General features: G+C 65.9%; 11 protein-coding genes and 3 pseudogenes. 7 read left to right on the top strand and 7 right to left on the bottom strand.

Annotated features, from left to right (window positions below; genetic code table 11):
- Positions 1 to 4: 4 nt before the first annotated feature.
- Positions 5 to 562 (bottom strand): carboxymuconolactone decarboxylase family protein, encoded by a 558-nt coding sequence (locus OKW30_RS08480; protein ID WP_429346487.1) that lies wholly within the window; start codon positions 560 to 562, stop codon positions 5 to 7.
- A gap of 205 nt (positions 563 to 767) precedes the next feature.
- Between OKW30_RS08480 and OKW30_RS08475 the strand changes: the two genes are divergently transcribed.
- The gene (locus tag OKW30_RS08475; RefSeq protein WP_184065824.1) at positions 768 to 1,784 is read left to right on the top strand and encodes an alcohol dehydrogenase; all 1,017 of its coding nucleotides are present in this window, start codon (positions 768 to 770) and stop codon (positions 1,782 to 1,784) included.
- A gap of 234 nt (positions 1,785 to 2,018) precedes the next feature.
- Here the strand turns inward: OKW30_RS08475 and katG are convergent, their stop codons facing one another.
- On the bottom strand, positions 2,019 to 4,277 hold the full coding sequence (katG, locus tag OKW30_RS08470; protein ID WP_429346486.1) for a catalase/peroxidase HPI: 2,259 nt from the start codon (positions 4,275 to 4,277) through the stop codon (positions 2,019 to 2,021).
- A 546-nt stretch (positions 4,278 to 4,823) separates the two neighbouring features.
- Between katG and OKW30_RS08465 the strand changes: the two genes are divergently transcribed.
- From OKW30_RS08465 to OKW30_RS08445, 5 genes and pseudogenes are all read left to right on the top strand, one after another.
- Entirely contained in the window at positions 4,824 to 6,068 is a 1,245-nt protein-coding gene (locus OKW30_RS08465) for a tyrosine-type recombinase/integrase (protein WP_184065828.1), read from the top strand.
- 226 nt (positions 6,069 to 6,294) lie between these two features.
- Positions 6,295 to 6,891, top strand: a complete 597-nt coding sequence (locus OKW30_RS08460) for a hypothetical protein (protein ID WP_429346485.1) — start codon at positions 6,295 to 6,297, stop codon at positions 6,889 to 6,891.
- A gap of 334 nt (positions 6,892 to 7,225) precedes the next feature.
- Positions 7,226 to 7,838, top strand: a pseudogene (locus OKW30_RS08455) (DUF2760 domain-containing protein).
- On the top strand, positions 7,835 to 9,682 hold the full coding sequence (locus OKW30_RS08450; protein ID WP_429346484.1) for an Hsp70 family protein: 1,848 nt from the start codon (positions 7,835 to 7,837) through the stop codon (positions 9,680 to 9,682). The pseudogene OKW30_RS08455 and the gene OKW30_RS08450 overlap by 4 nt, the downstream one beginning before the upstream one ends.
- 5 nt (positions 9,683 to 9,687) lie before the next feature.
- Positions 9,688 to 12,555, top strand: a complete 2,868-nt coding sequence (locus tag OKW30_RS08445) for an Hsp70 family protein (RefSeq protein ID WP_429346483.1) — start codon at positions 9,688 to 9,690, stop codon at positions 12,553 to 12,555.
- Between the two features lie 110 nt (positions 12,556 to 12,665).
- Here the strand turns inward: OKW30_RS08445 and OKW30_RS08440 are convergent, their stop codons facing one another.
- From OKW30_RS08440 to argG, 5 genes and pseudogenes are all read right to left on the bottom strand, one after another.
- Positions 12,666 to 14,792 (bottom strand): D-(-)-3-hydroxybutyrate oligomer hydrolase, encoded by a 2,127-nt coding sequence (locus tag OKW30_RS08440; RefSeq protein WP_429346482.1) that lies wholly within the window; start codon positions 14,790 to 14,792, stop codon positions 12,666 to 12,668.
- Between the two features lie 201 nt (positions 14,793 to 14,993).
- Complete coding sequence (locus OKW30_RS08435) at positions 14,994 to 16,820, bottom strand: FAD-dependent oxidoreductase (protein WP_429346481.1); 1,827 nt, start codon at positions 16,818 to 16,820, stop codon at positions 14,994 to 14,996.
- A gap of 37 nt (positions 16,821 to 16,857) precedes the next feature.
- The gene (locus OKW30_RS08430) at positions 16,858 to 18,393 is read right to left on the bottom strand and encodes a transglycosylase SLT domain-containing protein (RefSeq protein WP_429346480.1); all 1,536 of its coding nucleotides are present in this window, start codon (positions 18,391 to 18,393) and stop codon (positions 16,858 to 16,860) included.
- A 157-nt stretch (positions 18,394 to 18,550) separates the two neighbouring features.
- Positions 18,551 to 19,582 (bottom strand): GGDEF domain-containing protein, encoded by a 1,032-nt coding sequence (locus tag OKW30_RS08425; RefSeq protein ID WP_311539632.1) that lies wholly within the window; start codon positions 19,580 to 19,582, stop codon positions 18,551 to 18,553.
- A 179-nt stretch (positions 19,583 to 19,761) separates the two neighbouring features.
- Positions 19,762 to 21,098, bottom strand: a pseudogene (gene argG, locus OKW30_RS08420) (argininosuccinate synthase).
- A 301-nt stretch (positions 21,099 to 21,399) separates the two neighbouring features.
- Between argG and OKW30_RS08415 the strand changes: the two are divergent.
- Positions 21,400 to 21,727: pseudogene (locus OKW30_RS08415) on the top strand (cytosine deaminase); the annotation flags it as partial.
- Between the last annotated feature and the right edge of the window lies 1 nt (position 21,728).

Here is a 21,728-nt window from a genome sequence, read left to right as displayed (position 1 = left end):
CGCTTCAGCGCGCGGGCGCGTGCCACGCGAATTCGGCGAACTGCGTTTCGAGCGGCGGCTCGGTCACGCTGCCGGTGTAGTTCGTGATCGTCGACGCGGCGACCACCGCGACCACCTCGAGAATCTGCTCCGCGCTGAAACCTGCCGCGAGAAAGCGTCGCCGGTCCTCGTCGGCGAGGCGGCCGCGTTTTTCGATCAGCGTGCGCGCGAGCGTCGACAGCGCCGCGAGCCTCGTGTCGTCGGGCACGCCGCCGTGGCGGATCGCCTCGACATCGGCGCGGCGCAGGCCCGCGTTCAAGCCGAGCGCGGTATGAAACGCAACCGCCCATTCGCTCGCGTTCGTCACGGCGTTGGTGAGCAGCAGCGTCTGGATCTCCGGTTCGGTCAGACTGCTCGCATGCACGCGCTCGAACAGGCCGATGAAGCCGTTGATCAGCACCGGTGAAGCCGCCATCTTGGCCGCGATGTTCGGAATCAGGCCGAACGCCTGCTGCAGTTTGCGGAGCACGGGTTTCGATTGCTCGGGAGCGGACTCGATCGTGTGAACTGGATAGCTGGACATGGTATCTCCTTGACGTGTGCGCCATCGGAGCGACGGCGCGGTAGTCGAAGAGTAGAGGCAGCCGCGCGGCTCGCCAATTACATCGGATGTCATCGCCATCAGCCATGCGGCGGCGGCTTCTTTCTGGCGAGCCGCCTGGACGCGGCCTATCATGTTGGAGTTTGTTCCCCTCTTGTCCCGTTCGTCACTGGAAAGGAAGAACATGATGCCCACGATGAAAGCAGTCGAAGTGAAGCAGGCCGGCGGCCCGCTCGAACTGGTCGAACGCGAAGTGCCCGAGGCGGGCGCGGGTCACGTGCGTATCAGGATTCAGGCCTGCGGCATCTGCCATAGCGATGCGATGACCAAGGAAGGCCTGTGGCCGGGCCTGGCCTATCCGCGTGTGCCCGGTCACGAGATCGCGGGCGTGATCGATTCGGTCGGTGCGGGTGTCGAGGGCTGGCAGGTCGGGCAGCGTGTCGGGGTCGGCTGGCACGGCGGGCATTGCGGCAAATGCGAACACTGCCGCCAGGGCGACTTCGTGCTGTGCAAGTTCGCCCTCATCCCCGGCATCAGCTACGACGGCGGCTACGCCGAATACATGGTGGCCCCGGTCGAAGCCCTGGCGCGCATTCCCGACGATCTGTCCGACGTCGATGCCGCGCCGCTGCTCTGCGCGGGCATCACGACGTTCAACGCGATACGCAATAGCGGCGCGCGCGCCGGTGAGGTGGTCGCGATTCTCGGGATCGGCGGCCTCGGTCATCTCGGCGTGCAGTTCGCGCGCAAGATGGGCTTTCGCACGGTGGCGATCGCGCGCGGTCAGGACAAGGCCCCGCTCGCGCAGCAACTGGGCGCGCATCACTACATCGACAGCAAAACGGAAAACGTCGCCGAGAAGCTGCAGGCACTGGGCGGCGCGAAGCTGATACTCGCCACGGTGACGAGCGGCAAGGCGATGACCGCGACGCTCGGCGGTCTCGGCCTGAACGGCAAGCTCGTGATGGTCGGCGTGTCCGAAGAGCCGGTCGAAGTGCCGATCGTGCAGTTCATCATGGGACGCAACTCGGTGCAAGGCTGGCCCTCCGGCACCTCGGCCGATTCGCAGGACACGCTCGCGTTCAGCGCGCTCACTGGTGTCAAGCCGATGATCGAAGAGTATCCGCTCGCCGAGGCAGCGCAGGCCTTCGACCGGATGATGAGCGGTCACGCGCGTTTCAGGGTGGTGTTGAAAATGGTCTGAGTGGCAGCCTCCGGTGGGGCGATGGAAATTGCATGACCATTCTGGTTACGGGCAGCACGGGTGTCATCGGCACCCGGTGCTCGAACATCTGAAAGGCGGCGGCGCAGAAGCAGCGACGAGGCGAAGAAAAAGCGCGCTTGCCGGCATCCCGGCAAGCGCGCTCGATGACTTCGCAAATCCACCTTCAAAAACTACGGCGACGTGGCAAAGAACCACTCGCCAGCACTGGCCGGATCAAGCCAGATCGAAACGATCCAGATTCATCACCTTGACCCACGCGGCAACGAAGTCGCGCACGAATTTCTCCTTGCCGTCCTCGCTCGCGTAGACCTCGCTTAAGGCGCGCAGCACCGAGTTCGAGCCGAACACCAGATCGACGCGCGTACCGGTCCACTTGACCTCGCCGCTCTTCGTGTCGGCACCTTCGAACGTTTCCGCGGCCTCCGACACCGGCGTCCATTCCGTGCCCATGTCGAGCAGATTGCGGAAGAAGTCGTTGGACAGCGTTTCCGGCTTGTTCGTCAGCACACCTTCTTTGCCAGCGCCCACCTTCAGCACGCGCAGGCCGCCGATCAGCACCGTCATCTCTGGCGCCGTCAACGTTAGAAGTTGCGCCTTGTCGATCAGCAGCTTCTCCGCCGCCACCGGGAACTTGCCGCCCAGATAGTTGCGGAAGCCGTCGTGGACCGGCTCCAGCACCGCGATCGCTTCGACGTCGGTCTGCTCCGGCAACGCATCCATGCGACCCGGCGAGAACGGCACCGTCACCTGCTGCCCGGCGTTCTTCGCGGTCTGCTCGATACCGGCGCCACCCGCCAGCACGATCAGGTCGGCAAGCGAAATCTTCTTGCCGCCGGACTGCGCACCGTTGAACTCGCTCTGGATGCCTTCGAGCACCTTCAGCACCTTCTCGAGCTCAGCGGGCTGGTTGACGGCCCAGTCCTTCTGCGGTGCGAGCCGGATGCGCGCGCCGTTGGCGCCGCCGCGCTTGTCCGAGCCGCGGAACGTCGAAGCCGAGGCCCACGCGGTCGTGACCAGCTGCGACACCGACAGCCCCGACGCGAGGATCTTCTGCTTCAGCGCCGCGACGTCCTTGTCGTCGACGAGCGGGTGATCGACGGCCGGAATCGGGTCCTGCCACAGCAGTTGCTCCGACGGCACTTCCGGGCCAAGATAGCGGGCGCGCGGACCCATGTCGCGGTGCGTCAGCTTGAACCACGCGCGCGCGAACGCGTCGGCGAACTCGTCGGGGTTGGCCATGAAGCGGCGCGAGATCTTTTCGTAGATCGGGTCGAGGCGGAGCGACAGGTCGGTCGTCAGCATCGTCGGCAGCACTTTCTTCGATGGGTCGTGCGCGTGCGGATACGTGGCCTGCGCGTCCTTCGCGACCCACTGGTTCGCACCCGCCGGACTCTTCGTCAGCTCCCACTCGTGGCCGAACAGGCTCTGGAAGTAGCTCATGTCCCACTGCGTCGGCGTCGCGGTCCACGTGACTTCGATACCGCTCGTGATCGTGTCGCCGCCCTTGCCGGTGCCGAAGCTGTTGCGCCAGCCGAGCCCCTGGGCCTCGAGACCGGCACTTTCCGGTTCCGGACCGACGTTATCGGCCGGCCCCGCGCCGTGCGTCTTGCCGAACGTGTGGCCGCCGGCGATCAGCGCGACCGTTTCCTCGTCGTTCATCGCCATGCGGCCGAACGTTTCGCGGATGTCGACTGCCGCGGCGAGCGGATCGGGATTGCCGTCCGGGCCTTCCGGATTCACGTAGATCAGGCCCATCTGCACCGCGCCGAGCGGGTTTTCGAGGTTGCGGCCGGGCGGATCGGTACGGCTCTTTTCGGTGCCGTGCAGCTCCTCGTCGGCGACCAGCACGCCTTCGTCGTCTTCCCTGCCGGCCGCTCCCTTGCCGTAGCGCACGTCGCCGCCGAGCCAGGTTTTTTCATTGCCCCAGTAGACGTCCTGGTCCGGTTCCCACGTGTCCTCGCGGCCGCCGCCGAAACCAAAAGTCTTGAAGCCCATCGTTTCGAGCGCGACGTTGCCGGTCAGGATCAGCAGGTCGCCCCACGAAATTTTCTGGCCGTATTTCTGCTTGATCGGCCATAGCAGCCGGCGAGCCTTGTCGAGGCTCACGTTGTCCGGCCAGCTATTGAGCGGCGCGAAACGCTGCTGGCCGCGCCCTGCGCCGCCGCGGCCGTCGCCGATGCGGTACGTGCCGGCGGCATGCCATGCCATACGGATAAACAGCGGGCCGTAGTGGCCGAAGTCCGCGGGCCACCAGGGCTGCGAATCGGTCATCAGCGCGGCGAGGTCTTTCTTGACCGCGGCGTAGTCGAGGCTCTTGAATGCCTCGGCATAGTTGAAGTCCTGGTCTAGCGGATTGGAGCGGTTCGAATGCTGGTTGAGCAGGTCGAGGCGCAATTGCTTCGGCCACCAGTCCCGATTGGTCGTCCCGCCGCCGGCGGTATGGATGAACGGGCACTTTGCTTCGTTTGACATGCGTTCTCTCCTTTGGAGGATGTCACCGTTGTCGATCGGAGTCGGTGCCTGGGTACTTTCTCCAATCCCATGCAAGGTACTTGTTATGCGTTTGTCATCGTGTCAGGCTTGCGTGGCAATTTGACGACCCGAAAACCCGACAGTCAGCCGAATGGCTCGGCAGTGCACTCATGAAATCCAGGGTCGAGGGCAACGCAGCCGATGTCCGTAACGGCTGACTCCGGTCGGCGCTCCACTCCTATTCGAATATAGGCGAGGACAAAGTTCAATAGAATTCGAATACGGCAATGCCACTAATAGACGGCGACTATAGCGGGCGGAAAACGAGCGGCGCCCTGCATCACTATATGCCGATCGATCGTCACCGCGTCGAAGCTTGAGCGCACCCGGCTGTTTCGCGCCAGGCGCAGCCGACTGTGTGATAGGGTTTCGCGTTTCGTCCGCAACAGAGTGGGCACTGCTTTCTTTTCAGGCAAGCGCTTCTGACAGCACCTGAGCGGAGCAGAATGACGCCAACCGGCGTGCGCCCGAGGAGTGTCCCGAACCGTGTCCAAAGCCGTGCCGAAAGCTGCCCCGAACGCTGAGCTCGCCACCGTCCAGCCCGTCGAATCGCTCGTCGTGCCGGAACTGCTCGATGGCCGCGACGGCACCAATCGCGGCGCGGCGGAAAACTCGCAGCTATCGGCGCGCAACGACCTCGACGCCGTGCGCGCCTGGCTGTCCAATTACGCGGACACCAAGACCACCTTCGACAACTACCGCAAGGAAGCGGAGCGGCTGCTGCTGTGGGCCGTCGTGCAGCTCGGCAAGCCGCTGTCGTCGCTGACGCACGAGGATCTGCTGCTGTTCAAGACGTTCATCGCCGATCCGCAGCCGGCCACGCGCTGGGTGTCGGCGAACGGCGGCAAGTACGCGCGCGGCGACGCGCGCTGGCGGCCGTTCAACGGGCCGCTGTCGCCGGCCAGCCAGCGCCAGGCGCTGATCATCCTGAACACGATGTTCACGTGGCTCGTCAATGCCGGCTATCTGCGCGGCAATCCGATGGCGCTCCTGCGACAACGCGCGAAGCGCTCGGCGCCGCGCGTGACGCGCTATCTGTCGACGTCGCTGTGGGACGAAGTGAAGCTGTTCGTCGAGCAGCTGCCGCAAGATACCGATGCGCAACGCGCGTACTACGCGCGTTGCCGCTGGCTGACCACGCTGTTCTATTTGCAGGGCATGCGCATTTCCGAGGTGGCCGGCGGGCAGATGGGCCAGTTCTTCAGAAGGCTCGGCGCCGATGGTCAGGACCAGTGGTGGCTCGAGACGCTCGGCAAGGGCGACAAGGAGCGGATCGTGCCGGTGTCGGCCGAACTGGTTCAGGAGCTGCGCAGCTACCGCACGCTCAATGGCCTCGCCGCCCTGCCGACCCGCGCCGAGGAAACGCCGCTCGTGCTGCCGTTCAAGGGCCGCAACCGCTGCCTGTCGCGCTCGGCGATTCACGACGCGATCAAGGGCATCTTCGCGGGCGCGGCCAAGTGGCTGCGTGCGCGCGGTCCCGAATTCGCCGATCGCGCCGACGAGCTCGAGCGCGCGTCGGCGCACTGGCTGCGGCATACGGCCGGTTCGCATCAGGCGGACGGCGGCGTCGATCTGCGCACGATCCGCGACAACCTCGGCCACGTTTCGCTGAACACGACCAGTCTTTACCTCCACACCGAGGACGACGCGCGGCATACCGAGACCGTTAATCGACACCGGATGAACTGGGACGACGCGAAGTCTGAAGACGGCAATGCGGGCGGCAATTAAGCGCGGATCGGGCGGGTGAAACGCGCCGGAATTTTTGCGTTATTTCTTTCTATTTCTTTCTATTTTTCCCAGTTGGATCAATTCATCAGGCGATGCGCGCCGGGCATGCGTTTGCGCCTGCGCGTTTACCCGCTCATTTCTTTGGTCGTCGATTCATATCTCAAGAATGCAGAACGCCGACCGTTAAACGGGCGTCGCTCGACAAATAACCAATACAAACCGGGGAATGAACTTGAAAACCATCACCAACGCGCTGTTGGCGTCGGCTGCGTGCGCTACCTTTCTCGCGGGCTGCGTGACCGGTGGGCAAGGCCGGCTCGTCAGCGCCCCGAACCGGGTCGACGAAGTGACCGTGACCGCGTATCAGCCGTTGCCGACCGATGTGTACGTCGCCAATGTGGTCGATCGCGATGTGGTGATCGTCGGCGGCGATACATATATCTGGGTCGTCGGCCGGGACGGCGTCCGGCATCGTCAGTTCTATTCTCATGGCGATCATCGCGCCGAGGTTTTCCATCGCCGTGAGGAACTGCATCGTGTGATGGCGAGCCATGACGGTCGTCTGCCGCAGCATCCGGGCGGCGGCGAGCATCCGGGCGGCGAGCATCCGCCGCTCGGGCACCCGGGCGGCCCCGCGCCGGCGATGGCCGCGCACGGACAGCCGCCGCGAGCCGACAGGCACGCCGCCAGACCGGTCAGGTCTGCACCCGCGACGGCCGCGCACGGACAACCGCGCCGCGCCGTCATGCACGTCGCCGGGCCGGTCAGGCCCGCGCCCGCACCATCGGCAAAGCGGGTGTCGAAGGATCCGAAGAAGTCGTAACGTCGCTGACAGGCGCGCTGCCAAAGCGCCTTCCTGCATCGCCCGCTTCCCCCAACTCCCCGCCAATCCCACCCCATTGCCCGCTAGAATTGCCGGCTTTGCCCGCGTCGGGCGCGCCGCAAGGCAAAATACGGGTTTTGCGCGCGCCGCACGCGCGGCCGATCCGGTCGCGAAGCGTCCCCAAGCCGTTTTCGGGCCCGGCGGTTGCATCGTCGCCCCGGGCCGCGCGCCGACCCGCAACATCACAGCCCCGCCCGGCCCGTCAGCTTCGCTGCCCGGCGCACGCGGCGCGGCGAAGACCGCTCGTCCCCAACAGAGCAGATCAGGAGCCTTTATGAGCGATTCGAATCCATCCTTCCTCGGCCGCATTTCGCTGGCCGTCGGCACGTTTTTCAGCATTCTCGGCAACGGCGACTTCGCCGCCGACGTCCTGCGCCTGCGCAACGGCGAAAAGATCGGCGCGGCCCCGGCAGCCGCCCCCGCCGCCACGCCAACCCCGGCCCCCGCCGCCGGTCCGGAACCGAAGCCGCAACCGAAGCCGCAACCCGCGCCGGTGCTGAAGGAGGCCTCCCCCGACGCCGCGCTGCAACTGCTCGGCCTGCTGCAGCGCGACGCGCGCTTCATCGATTTCGTCGAGGAAGACATCAAGGCCTATAGCGACGCCGACATCGGCGCGGCCGCGCGCCTCGTGCACGAAGGCTGCCGCGCGACGCTGCGCGAGCACTTCACGATCCGCCCGGTGCGCGACGAAGCCGAAGGCAGCCGCGTGACGCTGCCCGCAGGCTTCGACGCGAGTTCGGTCCGTTTGACCGGCAACGTGGTCGGCAGTGCGCCGTTCAACGGCAGCGATCAGCCATCGCGGCTGGCGCGTCGAGGATGTGCGTCTGCCGAAGCTGGCGGACGGTCATAACGCAAAAGTCATCGCACCGGCGGAGGTGGAGCTATGAGCGACGCACGCTATTCGATCGGCATCGATCTCGGCACCACGCACTGCGCGTTGTCCTACGTGGACACGCACGCGAGCGACGGCGAGAAAACCACCCAGGCCGTGCTGTCGATCGCCCAGCTCACGGGCCCCGGCGCAATCGATAATCTGCCGCTGCTGCCCTCGTTCCTGTACCTGCCGCATCCCGACGAACTGGCCTCCGGCGACCTCTACCTGCCGTGGACCGGCCAGCGCGAATTCGCGGTCGGCGAATTCGCGCGCAGCCGCGGCGCCGGCACCCCGATCCGGCTCGTGTCGAGCGCGAAAAGCTGGCTGTGCCATCCGGGCGTCGACCGGCGCGCGGGCATTCTGCCGAACGACGCGCCGCCCGAAGTCGCGCGCGTGTCGCCGCTGGAAAGCTCGGTGCGCTACCTGACGCACCTGCGCGAGGCGTGGGACCACGCGCATCCGGACGCGCCGTTCGGCGAGCAGGACGTCACCGTGACGATCCCCGCGTCGTTCGACCCCGCGGCGCGCGAGCTGACGGCGGAGGCCGCCGAGGCCGCCGGCTTCACGCGCATGACGCTGCTCGAAGAGCCGCAGGCGGCGCTCTATAGCTGGATCCAGAAGAGCGGCGGCGCGTGGCGCAAGCAGGTCAAGATCGGCGACATCATCCTCGTCGTCGACGTCGGCGGCGGCACGACCGACCTGTCGCTGATCGCGGTGATCGAGCGCGACGGCAATCTCGAACTGCATCGCGTCGCGGTCGGCGATCACATCCTGCTCGGCGGCGACAACATGGACCTCGCGCTCGCGCACGTGGTCGCGCGCAAGCTCGCCGCGCAGGGCACCCAGGCCGACGCGTGGCAACTGCGCGCGCTCACCTACGCGTGCCGCGCGGCGAAGGAAACGCTGCTCAGCGACCCCGCCACCGACACCGTGCCGCTCGTCGTGCCGAGCCGCGGCTCGAAGCTGATCGGCGGCTCGATCCGCACCGAGCTGACGCGCGCCGAACTGACACAGACGATCCTCGACGGCTTTTTCCCGCAGATCGACAGCGCCGCGCGTCCGGTGAGCCGCGCGCGGGTCGGTCTGACGCAGCTCGGCCTGCCGTATGCGCAGGACGCGGGCATCACGCGGCATCTGGCGGCGTTCCTCGGGCGTCAGGTCGGCGCGCTGGCGGAACTCGAAGGGCTGCGCGAGCATGTCGCGCCCAACGCGAGCTTCCTGCATCCGACCGCGGTGCTGTTCAACGGCGGCGTGTTCAAGTCGGCGCTGCTGGTCGAACGGATCATGGGCACGCTGAACGGCTGGCTCGCGACCGAAGGCGCGGCGCCGGCCCGTCTGCTCGAAGGCGCGGACCTCGATCTGGCGGTCGCGCGCGGCGCGGCCTACTACGGCTACGTGCGGCGCGGCCGCGGCGTGCGGATTCGCGGCGGCACCGCGCGCGCGTACTACATCGCGATCGAATCGGCGATGCCGGCCGTGCCCGGGCTCGAGCCGCCGGTGCAGGCGCTGTGCGTCGCGCCGTTCGGCATGGAAGAAGGCACCGACGCCGAGCTGCCCGCGCAGGAGTTCGGGCTGGTCGTCGGCGAGCCCGTGCATTTCCGCTTCTTCGGCTCGTCGGTGCGTCGTCAGGATCAGGTCGGCACGCTGCTCGATTACTGGGGCCCCGAGGAGTTGCAGGAACTCGAGGAAATCCAGGCGACGCTGCCGGCGGCCGGCCGCACCGCCGGCGAAGTCGTGCCGGTGAAGCTGCACGCCCGCGTGACCGAAGCGGGCACGCTCGAACTCGAAGCGATCCCGCGCGGCTCCGACGAGCGCTGGAAAGTCGAATTCGACGTGCGCGGCAACGCGAATGCGTGATTGACATGAAGCGGTACAGCGTCGGCATCGATCTCGGCACCAGCAACACGGTGCTCGCGTACGCGCAAGCCGGATCGCAGCAGATTCGTGTGTTCGAGATCGAGCAACTCGTGAGCCCCGGCGAAGTCGCCGCGCGGCCGCTGTTGCCGTCGGTGCGCTATCAGGCGGCCGACGGAGAACTGAGCGCGGCCGATCTGCAGTTGCCGTGGTCCGGTGCGCGTGCGGCGTCGGGCCACGGCAAGGACGCGACGCAGCCGGTCGTGGTCGGCCGGCTCGCGCGGCTGCTCGGCGCGCAGGTGCCGGGGCGGCTCGTCGCCAGCGCGAAAAGCTGGCTGTCGCACGCGTCGGTCGATCGCGTCGCGCCGATCCTGCCGTGGGGCGCGCCCGACGACGTCCGCAAGATTTCGCCGCTCGACGCGAGCGCAAGCTACCTCGCGCACGTGCGCGCCGCATGGAACCAGCACTTTCCGAAGGCGCCGCTCGAACAGCAGGACGTCGTGCTGACGGTGCCCGCATCGTTCGACGAAGGCGCGCGCGCGTTGACCGTCGAAGCGGCGCGGCTCGCGGGGCTGCCGTCGCTGCGGCTGCTCGAAGAGCCGCAGGCCGCGTTCTACGACTGGCTGTTCCGGCATCGCGACACGCTCGCCGGCGAGTTGGCGGACACCCGGCTCGTGCTGATCTGCGACGTCGGCGGCGGCACCACCGATCTGACGCTGATCGAAGTCGGCCTGTCCGACGACGGCGAGCCGCGCCTGACGCGCGTCGGTGTCGGCAATCATCTGATGCTCGGCGGCGACAACATGGACCTCGCGCTCGCGCATCTGGTCGAGGCGCGGCTGTTGGGTGGTGCCGGCGGCGCTGCGCAGGCGCCGCAACGGCTATCGGCGGCGAGCCTGTCGCAGCTGGTCGAGCGATGCCGCGTCGCGAAGGAGCAATTGCTCGGCGCGCAGGCGCCCGAGTCGGCGCCGGTCACCTTGCTCGGCGCGGGCTCGAAGCTGATCGGCGGCGCGCGCACGACGCAGGTCACGCGCGACGAGGTCGAGAAGATCATCGTCGATGGTTTCTTGCCGCGGGTGGCCGCCGATGAGCGTCCGGGCCGGCCGCGCGGCGCGATCGTCGAATTCGGCCTGCCGTACGCGACCGATGCGGCGATCACGCGGCATATCGCGGCATTTCTCGAACGTTTCGCCGCGCAGTCGCGCAAGGCCCTGGGCGCGGATTCCAGCACGCCGGACGCATCCGGCACAGCCGCCCTGCCCGTTCCCGACACGCTGCTGCTCAACGGCGGCGTGTTCCGCGCCGACGCGCTGTCGCGGCGTCTGGCCGACACGCTCGGCGGGTGGCGCGGCGCGCCGCTCAACGTGCTGCACAACGACAACCCCGACGTCGCGGTCGCGCGCGGCGCGGTCGCCTATACGCTCGCGCGCGCGGGCTTCGCGCCGAAAATCGGCGGCGGTTCGCCGCGCAGCTATTTTCTGGTGCTCGACGAAACGCCGGCCGGCAAAGACGACGCCGAGCCGGACGCGGCGCCGGCGCAACGCGGCATCTGCCTGCTGCCGCGCGGCACCGAGGAAGGTCACGAGATTCTGATCGCGGACCGCACGTTCGCGCTGCGGCTCGGGCATCCGGTGCGCTTTCACCTGGTGTCGTCGAGCGCGGACACCGCGTATCAGCCCGGCGAACTGGTCGACCTCGCGGGCGGCGACTTCGTGCGTCTGCCGCCGATCGCGACGATCGTCCAGCCACGCGACGGCCATCGCGCTCGCGAAACCGCCGTGCGCATCGCGACGTCGCTGACCGAGGTCGGCACGCTCGACGTCCATTGCATCGAGCTCGACGAGCCATCGCAACGCTGGCTGCTCGAATTCCAGCTGCGCCACGCCGACGCGCAAATGGATCTATCCGCCGAGGGCGCACCGCAACGCCACCCGGCGCTCGATCGCGCGATCGAACTGATCGACCGTTGCTTCGGCGCCCGCGCGCAAAACGTCGACCCGAAGGAGATCAAACGACTGCGCGCGCAGCTCGAACATCTGCTCGGCCCGCGCGACAGCTGGAACAGCGCGTTGCTGCGCGAACTGTTCGGCGCGCTGTGGGAGCGCGCGCGCCGCCGCCGCCGCTCGGCCGATCACGAACGGCTGTGGCTGAATCTGGCCGGCTATTGCGTGCGGCCCGGCTTCGGTTATCCGCTCGACGAATGGCGCGTCGAGCAACTGTGGACGCTGTTCGACGATGGCATCCAGTACGTGACCGACAGCCAGGTATGGTCGGAATGGTGGACGCTGTGGCGCCGCGCGGCCGGCGGCCTCGGCGCAGATGCGCAGCTGCGCGTGCTCGACGCGATGGACTATCTGCAGAAGGCCGCGCAATCGCGTCACAAGCTGCCGTTCGATGTCGCGAAGACCGGCTTCGCCGATATGGTGCGCCTGTGCGCATCGCTCGAACGGATTCCGGCCGAACGCAAGATCGAACTCGGCGAGGCGGTGCTCGCTCGCCTGAAAAAGCCAGCGGAAAACCATCAAAGCTGGTGGGCGGTCGGACGGATCGGCGCGCGCCAGCCGTTTTACGGCAGCGCGCATAGCGTCGTGCCGCCCGAGGTCGCCGCGCAATGGCTCGATGCGATCCTCTCGCTCGACTGGAAGAAGGTCGACCCCGCCGCCTTCGCTGCGGTCCAGATCGCCCGCATGACCGGCGACCGCTCGCGCGATCTGCCCGACGCGCTGCGCGCGAGCGTCGTGCGACGCCTCGAAGCGGCGAGCGCGCCGCGCGCCTGGGTCACGATGGTCAGCGAAGTCGTCGCGCTCGATAACGCCGACGAAGGTCGCGTGTTCGGCGAATCGCTGCCGGTCGGGTTGAAGCTGATCGGCGGCTAAAGCGTTTTGCGCGGCGCGAAGCTCAGCACCGCTCGCGCGGCATCCAGATGCACAGCAACGCGCACCCAGGCGGATACCTGTGTGCGCGCATTGCTTCAGCACGCGCCCGCTCAATTCGGCACGTTCACGGCGCCATTCGTTGCGGAAATCGCATTGACGCCCGGGGTCGCCGCGATCGCCGGCAGGTTGGCCGTGGTCAGCGCCGGTGCGGCTCCGGGCACGCCGCCGCGCGGTATCGTGTGGATCACCTGCGACGGCGGCAACGGCGTGCCGTTCTTCAGATGAGCCCACATCAGGTTGAGCGCCTGAAGATTGTAGTAATGCAACGGCACGAAACGCGTATCGAAACCGGCGACGCCGAGGAACGCGTCAAAGTGCTGACCGTTCGTGACTTCGTACAGCGCCAGCTTGCTCGCGCCGCCCTCGACCACCTGGTTCAATCCGAGATACGGCCGCGACGCGTGATTGATCGGCACCAGCGCATCCGCGCGTCCTTGCACGATGATGGTCGGCTTGCCATGCAGATTCGCATTCACGCGAATTGCATCGACGCTGGCATTCAACGAACCGCTCGTCCACCGCGCGCGCAGGCATGCGGCGCCCGCGTAGCTCGCATCGGCGGTCGCGAGCCGATGATCGAGCGCGCCGGAGGCGCCCGCGTTGTAGACGAGGTTGATGCCATTGGTCGGCGGCACGCCGTTGCCGTTGCCGAACACCGTCAGCATCGGCGACGCCGCCGGCGTCACGCCGGCTGCGCCAGCCGCGCTGGTGGTGCCGAAGCTGAAGTCGCACAGGTTGTCGGCGACACTTGCGCGCGCATACGCATTCGCATAGGTCACGGCGACGGCCGGCACCGCCTGCGAGTCCCACATCGGCGCTTGCAGCAGGTCCGAGTCGGTCTGATAGCCGTTCTGATGCAGCAGCGCGAGCGCATTGGTAGCCTGCGTCACCGTATCCGTTCCCGCGATCACGCCGGCCGCCGCGAGCGACGCGCAACGCGCGGTGCGCAGCGCGGTGGTGGTCGCGCTCGGCAGCGCGCTCAGATACGGCGCGCCGGTCGCGGCGGGCGCGAGCGCGGCGCACGGCTGCAGCAGGTTCGCGAGCGTCATGTAATCGGCGAGCGGTTTGCCGAACGCGCCGACCGGCACGCCGCCCTGCGCGACCGATACCTGCGGCGCAAGCCGTAGATTGATCTGCGGCTCGCCGACCACCACTGCCGTGATGAGACCCGACGTGTCCTCTTCGGCCGCCGCGAGCGACGCGCCGCCGCCGTTGCTGACCGACGCGGCGATCGTCGTGATGCTGCCGCTCGCATAGCGCACCGTGCGCGTCGAGCCATTCAACGCGCCGTACGAATCGTTGAGCGCCCAATACGCGAACTGGATCGCCTGCAGCGTGTTCTTGCCCCAGTCCTGCTCGGGGTTCTGTTGCGAGTGCGCATGCTTGAACGCATAGCGGTTCGGGAACTGCGCGTTGAACGCCGCCAGCGTGCTGCTGCCGAGCTTCGCTGTGAAGAGGCTCGCCGTGCCCGCGGCGGTCGCATCCTGCAACGTGCCGTCGATCAGCGTCACGCGATTCGTCGACAGCTCGTGCGCGCCGTTGCCGCTGCCCTTGTCGGTGTAGGCCACCGCGCAGCCGCGCTTCAGGCCCCACTCGCCGGCCGCCGAAATCGCGCCGTACACGCCGCGCGAACCGGACGACGTCGCGGTGACGATGCACGGTTGGTCCGGATTGAAGCTCGCGGGAATCTGCACGAGCAGGCTAACGTTCTGCGCGCCGCTGCCGTCATCGGCATAGGCGAGGTATTCCTTGCCCGCGATCTTGCCTTCGCCGAGCGTGTCGTTGCCGTTCAGGTCGACGTTGGGCCCCCAGAAGCGTCCATAGCCGCCGTTCGCCGTCATGTCGACGAGCGCCCGATAGTTCGACCAGATCGCGAGACGCCGCAATTCGGCGGCCGTAGGTTGCGCCGCATTCGCGATGGCCGGCGCCGTCGCCGATGCGAGGCCGGTCTTGCCGAGGCCCGCGGTCAGCAGATCGTCGCTGTTGCCGTCATAAGATTTCGTCGTCACCGCGCTTTTGATGAAGCCAGGCAGCACGTTGCTCGGCGGCGGCGGTTGCAGCCCGTCGTTGCCGCTACCACAGCCCGCCAGCACGATTGCTGACGCCATCACGGTCAACGCGGTACCGAGCCTCCAAGGGTTGCGCATGGCCGCCGGGATTTTTTTCGGTGTTGTCATCTGTTCTGTCTCCGTCATTTATACGACGTTGTATTGGCAGCGGTACCCAACTTGTTGCCGACCCCGCCCCATCTGGTTCGCCAGAACGAGATGCTTCGGATACCGATGCATCGCTAGCGTGCATTGACCTCTCTCTGGAGTCAATCCACGGTCATACCCTTACATAACGAGCATCAGGATTCGGGCGAAACAGCCGGCCGGCTAGTCGGAATCGGCCATGCGGGTGAACCCGTCGTCGCTCCAGTCTTCGGAGCCGACACCGTGGCGAACGAAGAAAACTCCGTGCGGGTCGTAACGTTGCTTGATCGACAGCAAACGTGCATAGTTGGCCCCCCAATACGCCGCTTGCCAGTCCTTCTGGAAATAGCTGCTCTCGGCGACGTATGCGCCACCGGCCGTTGCGACTTTCCCGAGTTCGTTGATGGCCAATCCGATGAGCTTCGCATCTCGCTGTGCCTTCGAAACATCGGGCTCGTGACCTGTCAGTCCGTCGAATGCCGGTGGCCCCTCGCTCGCGACGATTGCCAATGCGAACGACTCCGCCACGACTGGATTGACTGGGGTTTGCAGGCCGGCGGCAATGACATCGGCAGGGGCGCCGGCGAGCCCTTTCTGAAAATGAAGTTCGACAAGCCAGTAGCGCGTAGCGCCCATCAGCGCGTCGACGAGTTCGGGTTGGCGCTCGCGCGCCAGCATTGCTGCAGGCAACCAAAGCGAGTCGAAGCCGTGGATCACATGACCGGCCTCGGCGAGATTCGACGCCCAGAAGAAATTGGCATCTGGCGCGCCGGGTCGGTCATCGAAGACGACCAACCCGGGCACGAACCGCGCGAGCGCCGTGCCGTCCCAGCGCAACCGCCCCGGACCGGCGACGATCGAGGGCGCGGCCATCATGGTCAGGTCGTCCTGCAAGCCAATCCAGTCCCAGAACGGCTTCCAGAGCGTTGCGACCTCTTCCTTGCCGAGTCCCTGAAAGCTCATGTCGATGCGCAGGCGCTTGCCGGGCAGCAGCGTAGCGAGTTCACCCCAGTGGCGATTGCATAGGCTGTCAGCGTAAAAAGCGACGAAGCGGCCCAGCAACCGTTTGTAGGCGACATCCGAGCGGGCCACGACTGCGCAGGATACGAGGCCAAACACGGCCGGCAGTTCGTGCGTGCGCAAAGTCAGACGGCTGACGACGCCGAAGGTACCGCCGCCCCCACCTTTCAAGGCCCAGAAGAGATCCGGTTCTCTTCGGGCGTTGACAACCCTGACCGCACCGTCCGCCGTAACGACCTCCGCTTCGAGCAGTGAAGCAGATGCAATGCCGAACTGTTTGGAGTGCGTTCCAAAACCTCCGCCTTGAATCAGTCCGGCGACTCCCACTGTTCCACAACCGCCGCCCTGTACATATCGACCTATGCCTCCGGTAACGGCTTCATAGGTATGCATCCAGATCGCGCCTGCCCCGACGCTTACCGCGGGTCCGGGTGGAATGACCCCGTCACAGCCGCTCGGAACGAAAGCATCGTGATTCCTGATTTCGTTCATGGCGCGCGTCCATATCATCAAGGAATCCGGCGCGTTCGAGGTGCCGAGATAGGAATGGCCCCCGCCGCGCACGACGACGCGAAGATTGCGTTCACGCGCGAAGTTGACGGCCGCCGCCACATGTTCGACCCGTCTCGCCGCGACCACGTAGGCACTCGGTTCGGCTTTCCACGCGCCGACCCACGCGCAGGTTTGTGTCAGAACGGGACTGTCGCCGATGAAGTACGGATTTTTGAGTTCACGGAAGAGTGCAAGGCATTCGGCGTTGTCGGGAGATTCACGACAGAGCTCGAGTGGTGACTCCGGTCGGATCAGGTAGCCATCCACCTGCTGTTTCAGTCGCGCCCAGTCCGAAGGCGTGGGCCATCCCGATTCGCCCGGTCGTACGCGTCGCGGGGTCTGCGCAGCGCGAGCGTCATCGAGCCGAAGCAACGGCCAGATGGAGGCGAACAGCGGGACAGCCGCAAGCCACCTGATCAGATCACGGCGCGTCACCATGGCGCTTCTCCACGCTGAATTCAGATGCCCGCTTCCCTCACGCTCCGCCCTGCTTGCGCATCTGCCCGATAGCGCGAGCGCGTGCAGCCTCGGCCTCCCGGACGAGCCGGTACGCAACGTAATATTTGAAGACATTGCGCACGTACGTCGTTGGCTCGATACCGATTTTCTCGGCGACTACGATTTCGACATTGTTGAACCACTTGTTAGGATCGAGACCGCGCGCCGCCGCTTCCTTGCGCATTCTGGCGATCTTTGCGGGTCCTGCGTTGTAGCTTGCGAATGCGAACAGCGAGCGGTCCCTTTCCGAGAAGTGAGCGTCGGGAAAGTAACGGGCCATCAGCACATCGAGATATTTCGCTCCCGCATGTATGTTGGACTCCGCCACCCTGATGTCGCCAACCGCAAGTTCCTTCCCCGTGGCTGGCATCAGCTGCATGATCCCGATTGCGCCAACGTGACTGCGGGCGCTCTGGTTCAGCTGGGACTCCTGATAGCCCTGAGCCGCAAGCAAAAGCGGATCGAAGCGGTACTGCGCACCGTATTTTTCGAAAAGACCGACCGTCTGCCCGAACCGCTTCAGCTCCGCTGACTCCGCATTGTTGGAGATCTGCTTGATGCGCTTCATTTCCTGCTGCAGACGGACTTCCGCGACACTCTGCTTCTTCACGTAATTCAGGTAGAAGTCGTTGATCGCGTCCCGCAGTTTCGGGCTCTTGAAGCGCACCGCCCAGCCGATGTAGCCTGCGTCGCGCACCGAAATATCGTTATGCACGACGATTCCAGTCAGTACCGGCGCCCATACCTTTGCCTTCCAGTCGTCCACGACGAGGATCTGGAGCAGCCCGACATTGAGCATCTCCATTGCGTCCTCGTCCTCGAGCGCGTCGGGCAGCGGCACGAGTTTCACCGGAGCTTTGCCTTCCTTGCGAAAACGCGCGTTCAACGCGTTCAGGCTCTCGTAATAGCTGCTGCTGGGCCGCACATGGACCGTCTTACCGCTGAGATCGTCGAGCTTCGCGAGGGCCGGCGACTTCGGCCCGGTCACGACCACTTCGCGTACTGCTGTCCGGTCACGCGGCGCCACGAAGTCGACCTGCTTCAGGCGGACCTCCGTGACCGTCAGATTGCCCGCGGCGATGTCGCCCCGGCCCGCTATCAGCCCCGGGAGCAACTGGTCGCGAGTCGTCGGAATGATGACCAGGGTGAGCGGACGCTTGCCGAGCGTCGCCTGGTACTTCTTGTTCACATAACGCTCGAAGTCCCGCATGAGACCGGCGGTCAGCCCACGTTCGTGACCTTGCTCATTCAGATAGAGCGTTCGACTGTAAGGAACCAGCACGCGGATCAGATGCCGGTCGAGCATGGCGTCGAAATCGCCCGTGAACGGTTGATTGCCGAGATCGATACGGCGCGCTGCGGGAGCCGACGCCGCGGCGGTTGGGGATGCCGGGAGGGCCGACGAGGCGGCCGGCTGCGCGGCGACACTTTGGGCGGCGACGCACGCCGCGGGGCCGACGATCATGCCTGAGCAGAACGCCGCGATGTACAGCAACGTTTGAATGATGCGCATCGTAAAACACCCTGCTGTCGCACCCGGCGACTGCGTCGACGTTCACTACGCGCATCCATATTGCCACGCTGGCAACGGCTGAAAATGGGACGATGGTCCTATAAGCAATGCGCCATGACTGAAGATAGAGCCATACCGACGCAATCGCCAACGCCCGCTACGCCAGCGTCACGCGATTTCGTCCTTGATGCTTCGAGCGATACAACGCACGGTCAGCGCTCGCGAAACCGTCGCGATGCGCGGGTCGCGACAGGTCGCTGATACGCGTGAGCGACGCGCCAATGCTGAGCGTCACCACCCCAAGCGGCGACGCGCGATGCTCGATCGCGAGGTCCGCCACGCGCTGGCGCAGCGTTTCGAGCGTGTCTTCGAGCATCGATGGTTGCGCTTCGAGCACCAGCATTCCGAACTCCTCGCCGCCCATGCGCCCGACCACGATGCGCTCGCTGTCGGCGGCGGCCTGCATCACGGAGGCAACCAGACTCAGACAGTGATCGCCGGCCTGATGACCGTAGGTGTCGTTGTACTGCTTGAACCAGTCGACGTCGACGACCACCGAGCCCATCACGTCGCCGTCGCGCGCCTCCTTCCAGCGGCGCGCGATGGTTTCGAGCAGGAAGCGCCGGTTGTACAACTGGGTGAGCGGATCGATCGCGGTGGCCGTGCGCATCTTCAGATCGTTTTCGATCATCGCGCGCAGGTGGTAAAACACGCCGCGCCGGCCCGCGTCGAGACGGCCCGGCGCCGGGTCCATCGCGCACAGCGCGCCGACGATCTCGCCGTTCGGCGCGCGCAATGCGATCGCCGCGTAAAAGCGCACGAACGGATGACGCTTGACGAGCATGCATTCGCCGAAGCGGCTGTCGTTGTGCGCATCCTCGATCACGAACAGGTCGGCATCGCGCACCGCGTAGTCGGCGAGCGAGCGCGCACGCGTGACGAGCGGCATCGCCATGCCGACCTCGGCGCGATAGTGCTGATACTCCTCGTCGAGCAGCACGATCGCGGTAATTGCCGCGCCGGTCACGCTCTTCAGAATCTCCGCCGCATGCGTGAAACACTCGCGCATCACCTGGTCGTCGTGCAACAGCCACTCGATGACCGAAGACTCGACCTCGGGTTCGCCGGCGGCGGTCGAGTCGACTGGCATCCGGCTGGCGAGGCGGTCGTTACTGTAAGCGAGTTGCACGGAAGGGTTCCAGAATGGGCTTAGCTTATGTCAACGGCATAGGCACGCGAAACTTGAGCACAGAATGTGGGATCGCGCCCAAGCGCCGGAGCGCATCCGGGAGCCCCAAAGAAAATGGGCCGGCTCTCGCGAGCCGGCCCATCGATCGATGCGACGTTCAGGTAATCAGACGCGCCGCTTTACTCCTTGTCGCCCTTCACCTGCGGCAGCGCCGACGTCTCGTTCGACGACAGCAGGCCCACCTGCGAGTAGATGCGCAGCTTGTCGCGCGTGTCGGTGATGTCGAGGTTGCGCATCGTCAGCTGGCCGATGCGGTCGCGCGGCGAGAACGTCGATGCGACCTTTTCCATCGACAGACGCTCGGGCTGATACGTGAGGTTCGGCGACTTCGTGCTGAGGATCGAGTAGTCGTTGCCGCGACGCAGCTCGACGGTCACTTCGCCGGTGATCGCGCGCGCGACCCAGCGCTGCGCGGTTTCGCGCAGCATGATCGCCTGCGGATCGAACCAGCGGCCCTGGTACAGCAGACGGCCGAGGCGGCGGCCGTTCTCGCGGAACTGCTCGATCGTGTCTTCGTTGTGGATGCCGGTGACGAGACGCTCGTAAGCGATGTTGAGCAGCGCGAGGCCCGGGGCTTCATAGATGCCGCGGCTCTTCGCCTCGATGATGCGGTTTTCGATCTGGTCGCTCATGCCGAGACCGTGACGGCCGCCGATCCGGTTCGCTTCGAGCAGCAGCTCGACCGCGTTCGGGAACGTCTGGCCGTTCAGCGCGACCGGCTGGCCTTCCTCGAAGCGGACCGTCACTTCTTCCTTCGCGATCTGCACGTCGTCGCGCCAGAACGCGACGCCCATGATCGGGTTCACGATCTTGATGCCGGACTCGAGGCTTTCGAGGTCCTTCGCTTCGTGCGTCGCGCCGAGCAGGTTCGAGTCGGTCGAATACGCCTTTTCGGCCGACATCTTGTAGTCGAAGCCCGACTGGCGCATGAACTCGGACATTTCAGAACGGCCGCCGAGTTCGTCGATGAACAGCTGGTCGAGCCACGGCTTGTAGATCTTCAGGTCCGGGTTCACGAGCAGACCGTAGCGGTAGAAACGCTCGATGTCGTTGCCCTTGTACGTGCTGCCGTCGCCCCAGATGTTGACGCCGTCTTCTCCTTCATCGCGGCGACCAGCATCGTGCCGGTCACGGCGCGGCCGATCGGCGTCGTGTTGAAGTAGGTGACGCCCGCCGTCGAGATATGAAACGCGCCGCACTGCAGCGCCGCGATGCCTTCCGCGACCAGCTGCGCGCGGCAGTCGATCAGGCGCGCGCCTTCGGCGCCATATTGCGTGGCGCGACGCGGGATCGAATCGTAATCGTCTTCGTCGGGCTGACCGAGGTTGGCCGTGTAGGCGTACGGCACGGCGCCCTTCTTGCGCATCCAGTGCAGCGCGGCGCTAGTGTCGAGGCCGCCGGAAAACGCGATACCGACCTTCTGGCCGATCGGAAGACTTTCAAGGATTGTACTCATAAGCAGTAGCGTTAAACTCGACGTACGGGGAGATTTTGGGGGTAACAGCTGAGTATCGGGCAAGCCTGGCGATCAGGCAAGTTACGCGGGAGTATACCGTGAACCGCCGTCCGGCCTTGGATTTTGCCGGTCGGCGCGGCCTCGCGCCGCAATCTCGCCGCGCCGAATTTCCGGATTAATTCACGCTGTATTTGCCGTAACGGGGGCGGATTTATTATCGTCTAAGGGTAGCATCGCGGGTTGCGTCAACGCACCGGCCGTTCACCCCTTTCATCCCGTTCATTCCCCTTGCCCGCCGCCCATGACCACGACCACCCCGCGCCACGCGACGAACGCCTCGCTGGTCACCCACGTGCGGCTCGCCGACGGCAAGCGCGCCGAGGTGTCGATCGTCGATCGTCGATGGCCGGATCGCCGCGCTCGGCGCCGCTCTGCCGCGCGAGCCCGGTGTGCCGGTCGAGGACGGCGGCGACGCGCTGCTGCTGCCCGGTTTCGTCGAAGGGCATACGCATCTGGACAAGACCAACTGGGGCTTGCGCTGGTATCGCAACGAAGTCGGGCCGAAGCTGATCGATCGCATCGAAAACGAGCGCCGCTGGCGCGCCGAAAGCGGCACCGCCGCGCACGCAT

The sequence above is a fragment of the Paraburkholderia sp. Clong3 genome, from assembly GCF_050436485.1.
In the GTDB taxonomy this organism is placed as follows: Bacteria; Pseudomonadota; Gammaproteobacteria; order Burkholderiales; family Burkholderiaceae; genus Paraburkholderia; species Paraburkholderia tuberum.
Note: the sequence above shows the minus strand (reverse complement) of the source record. Positions and strands in the feature narration are given on the sequence as shown.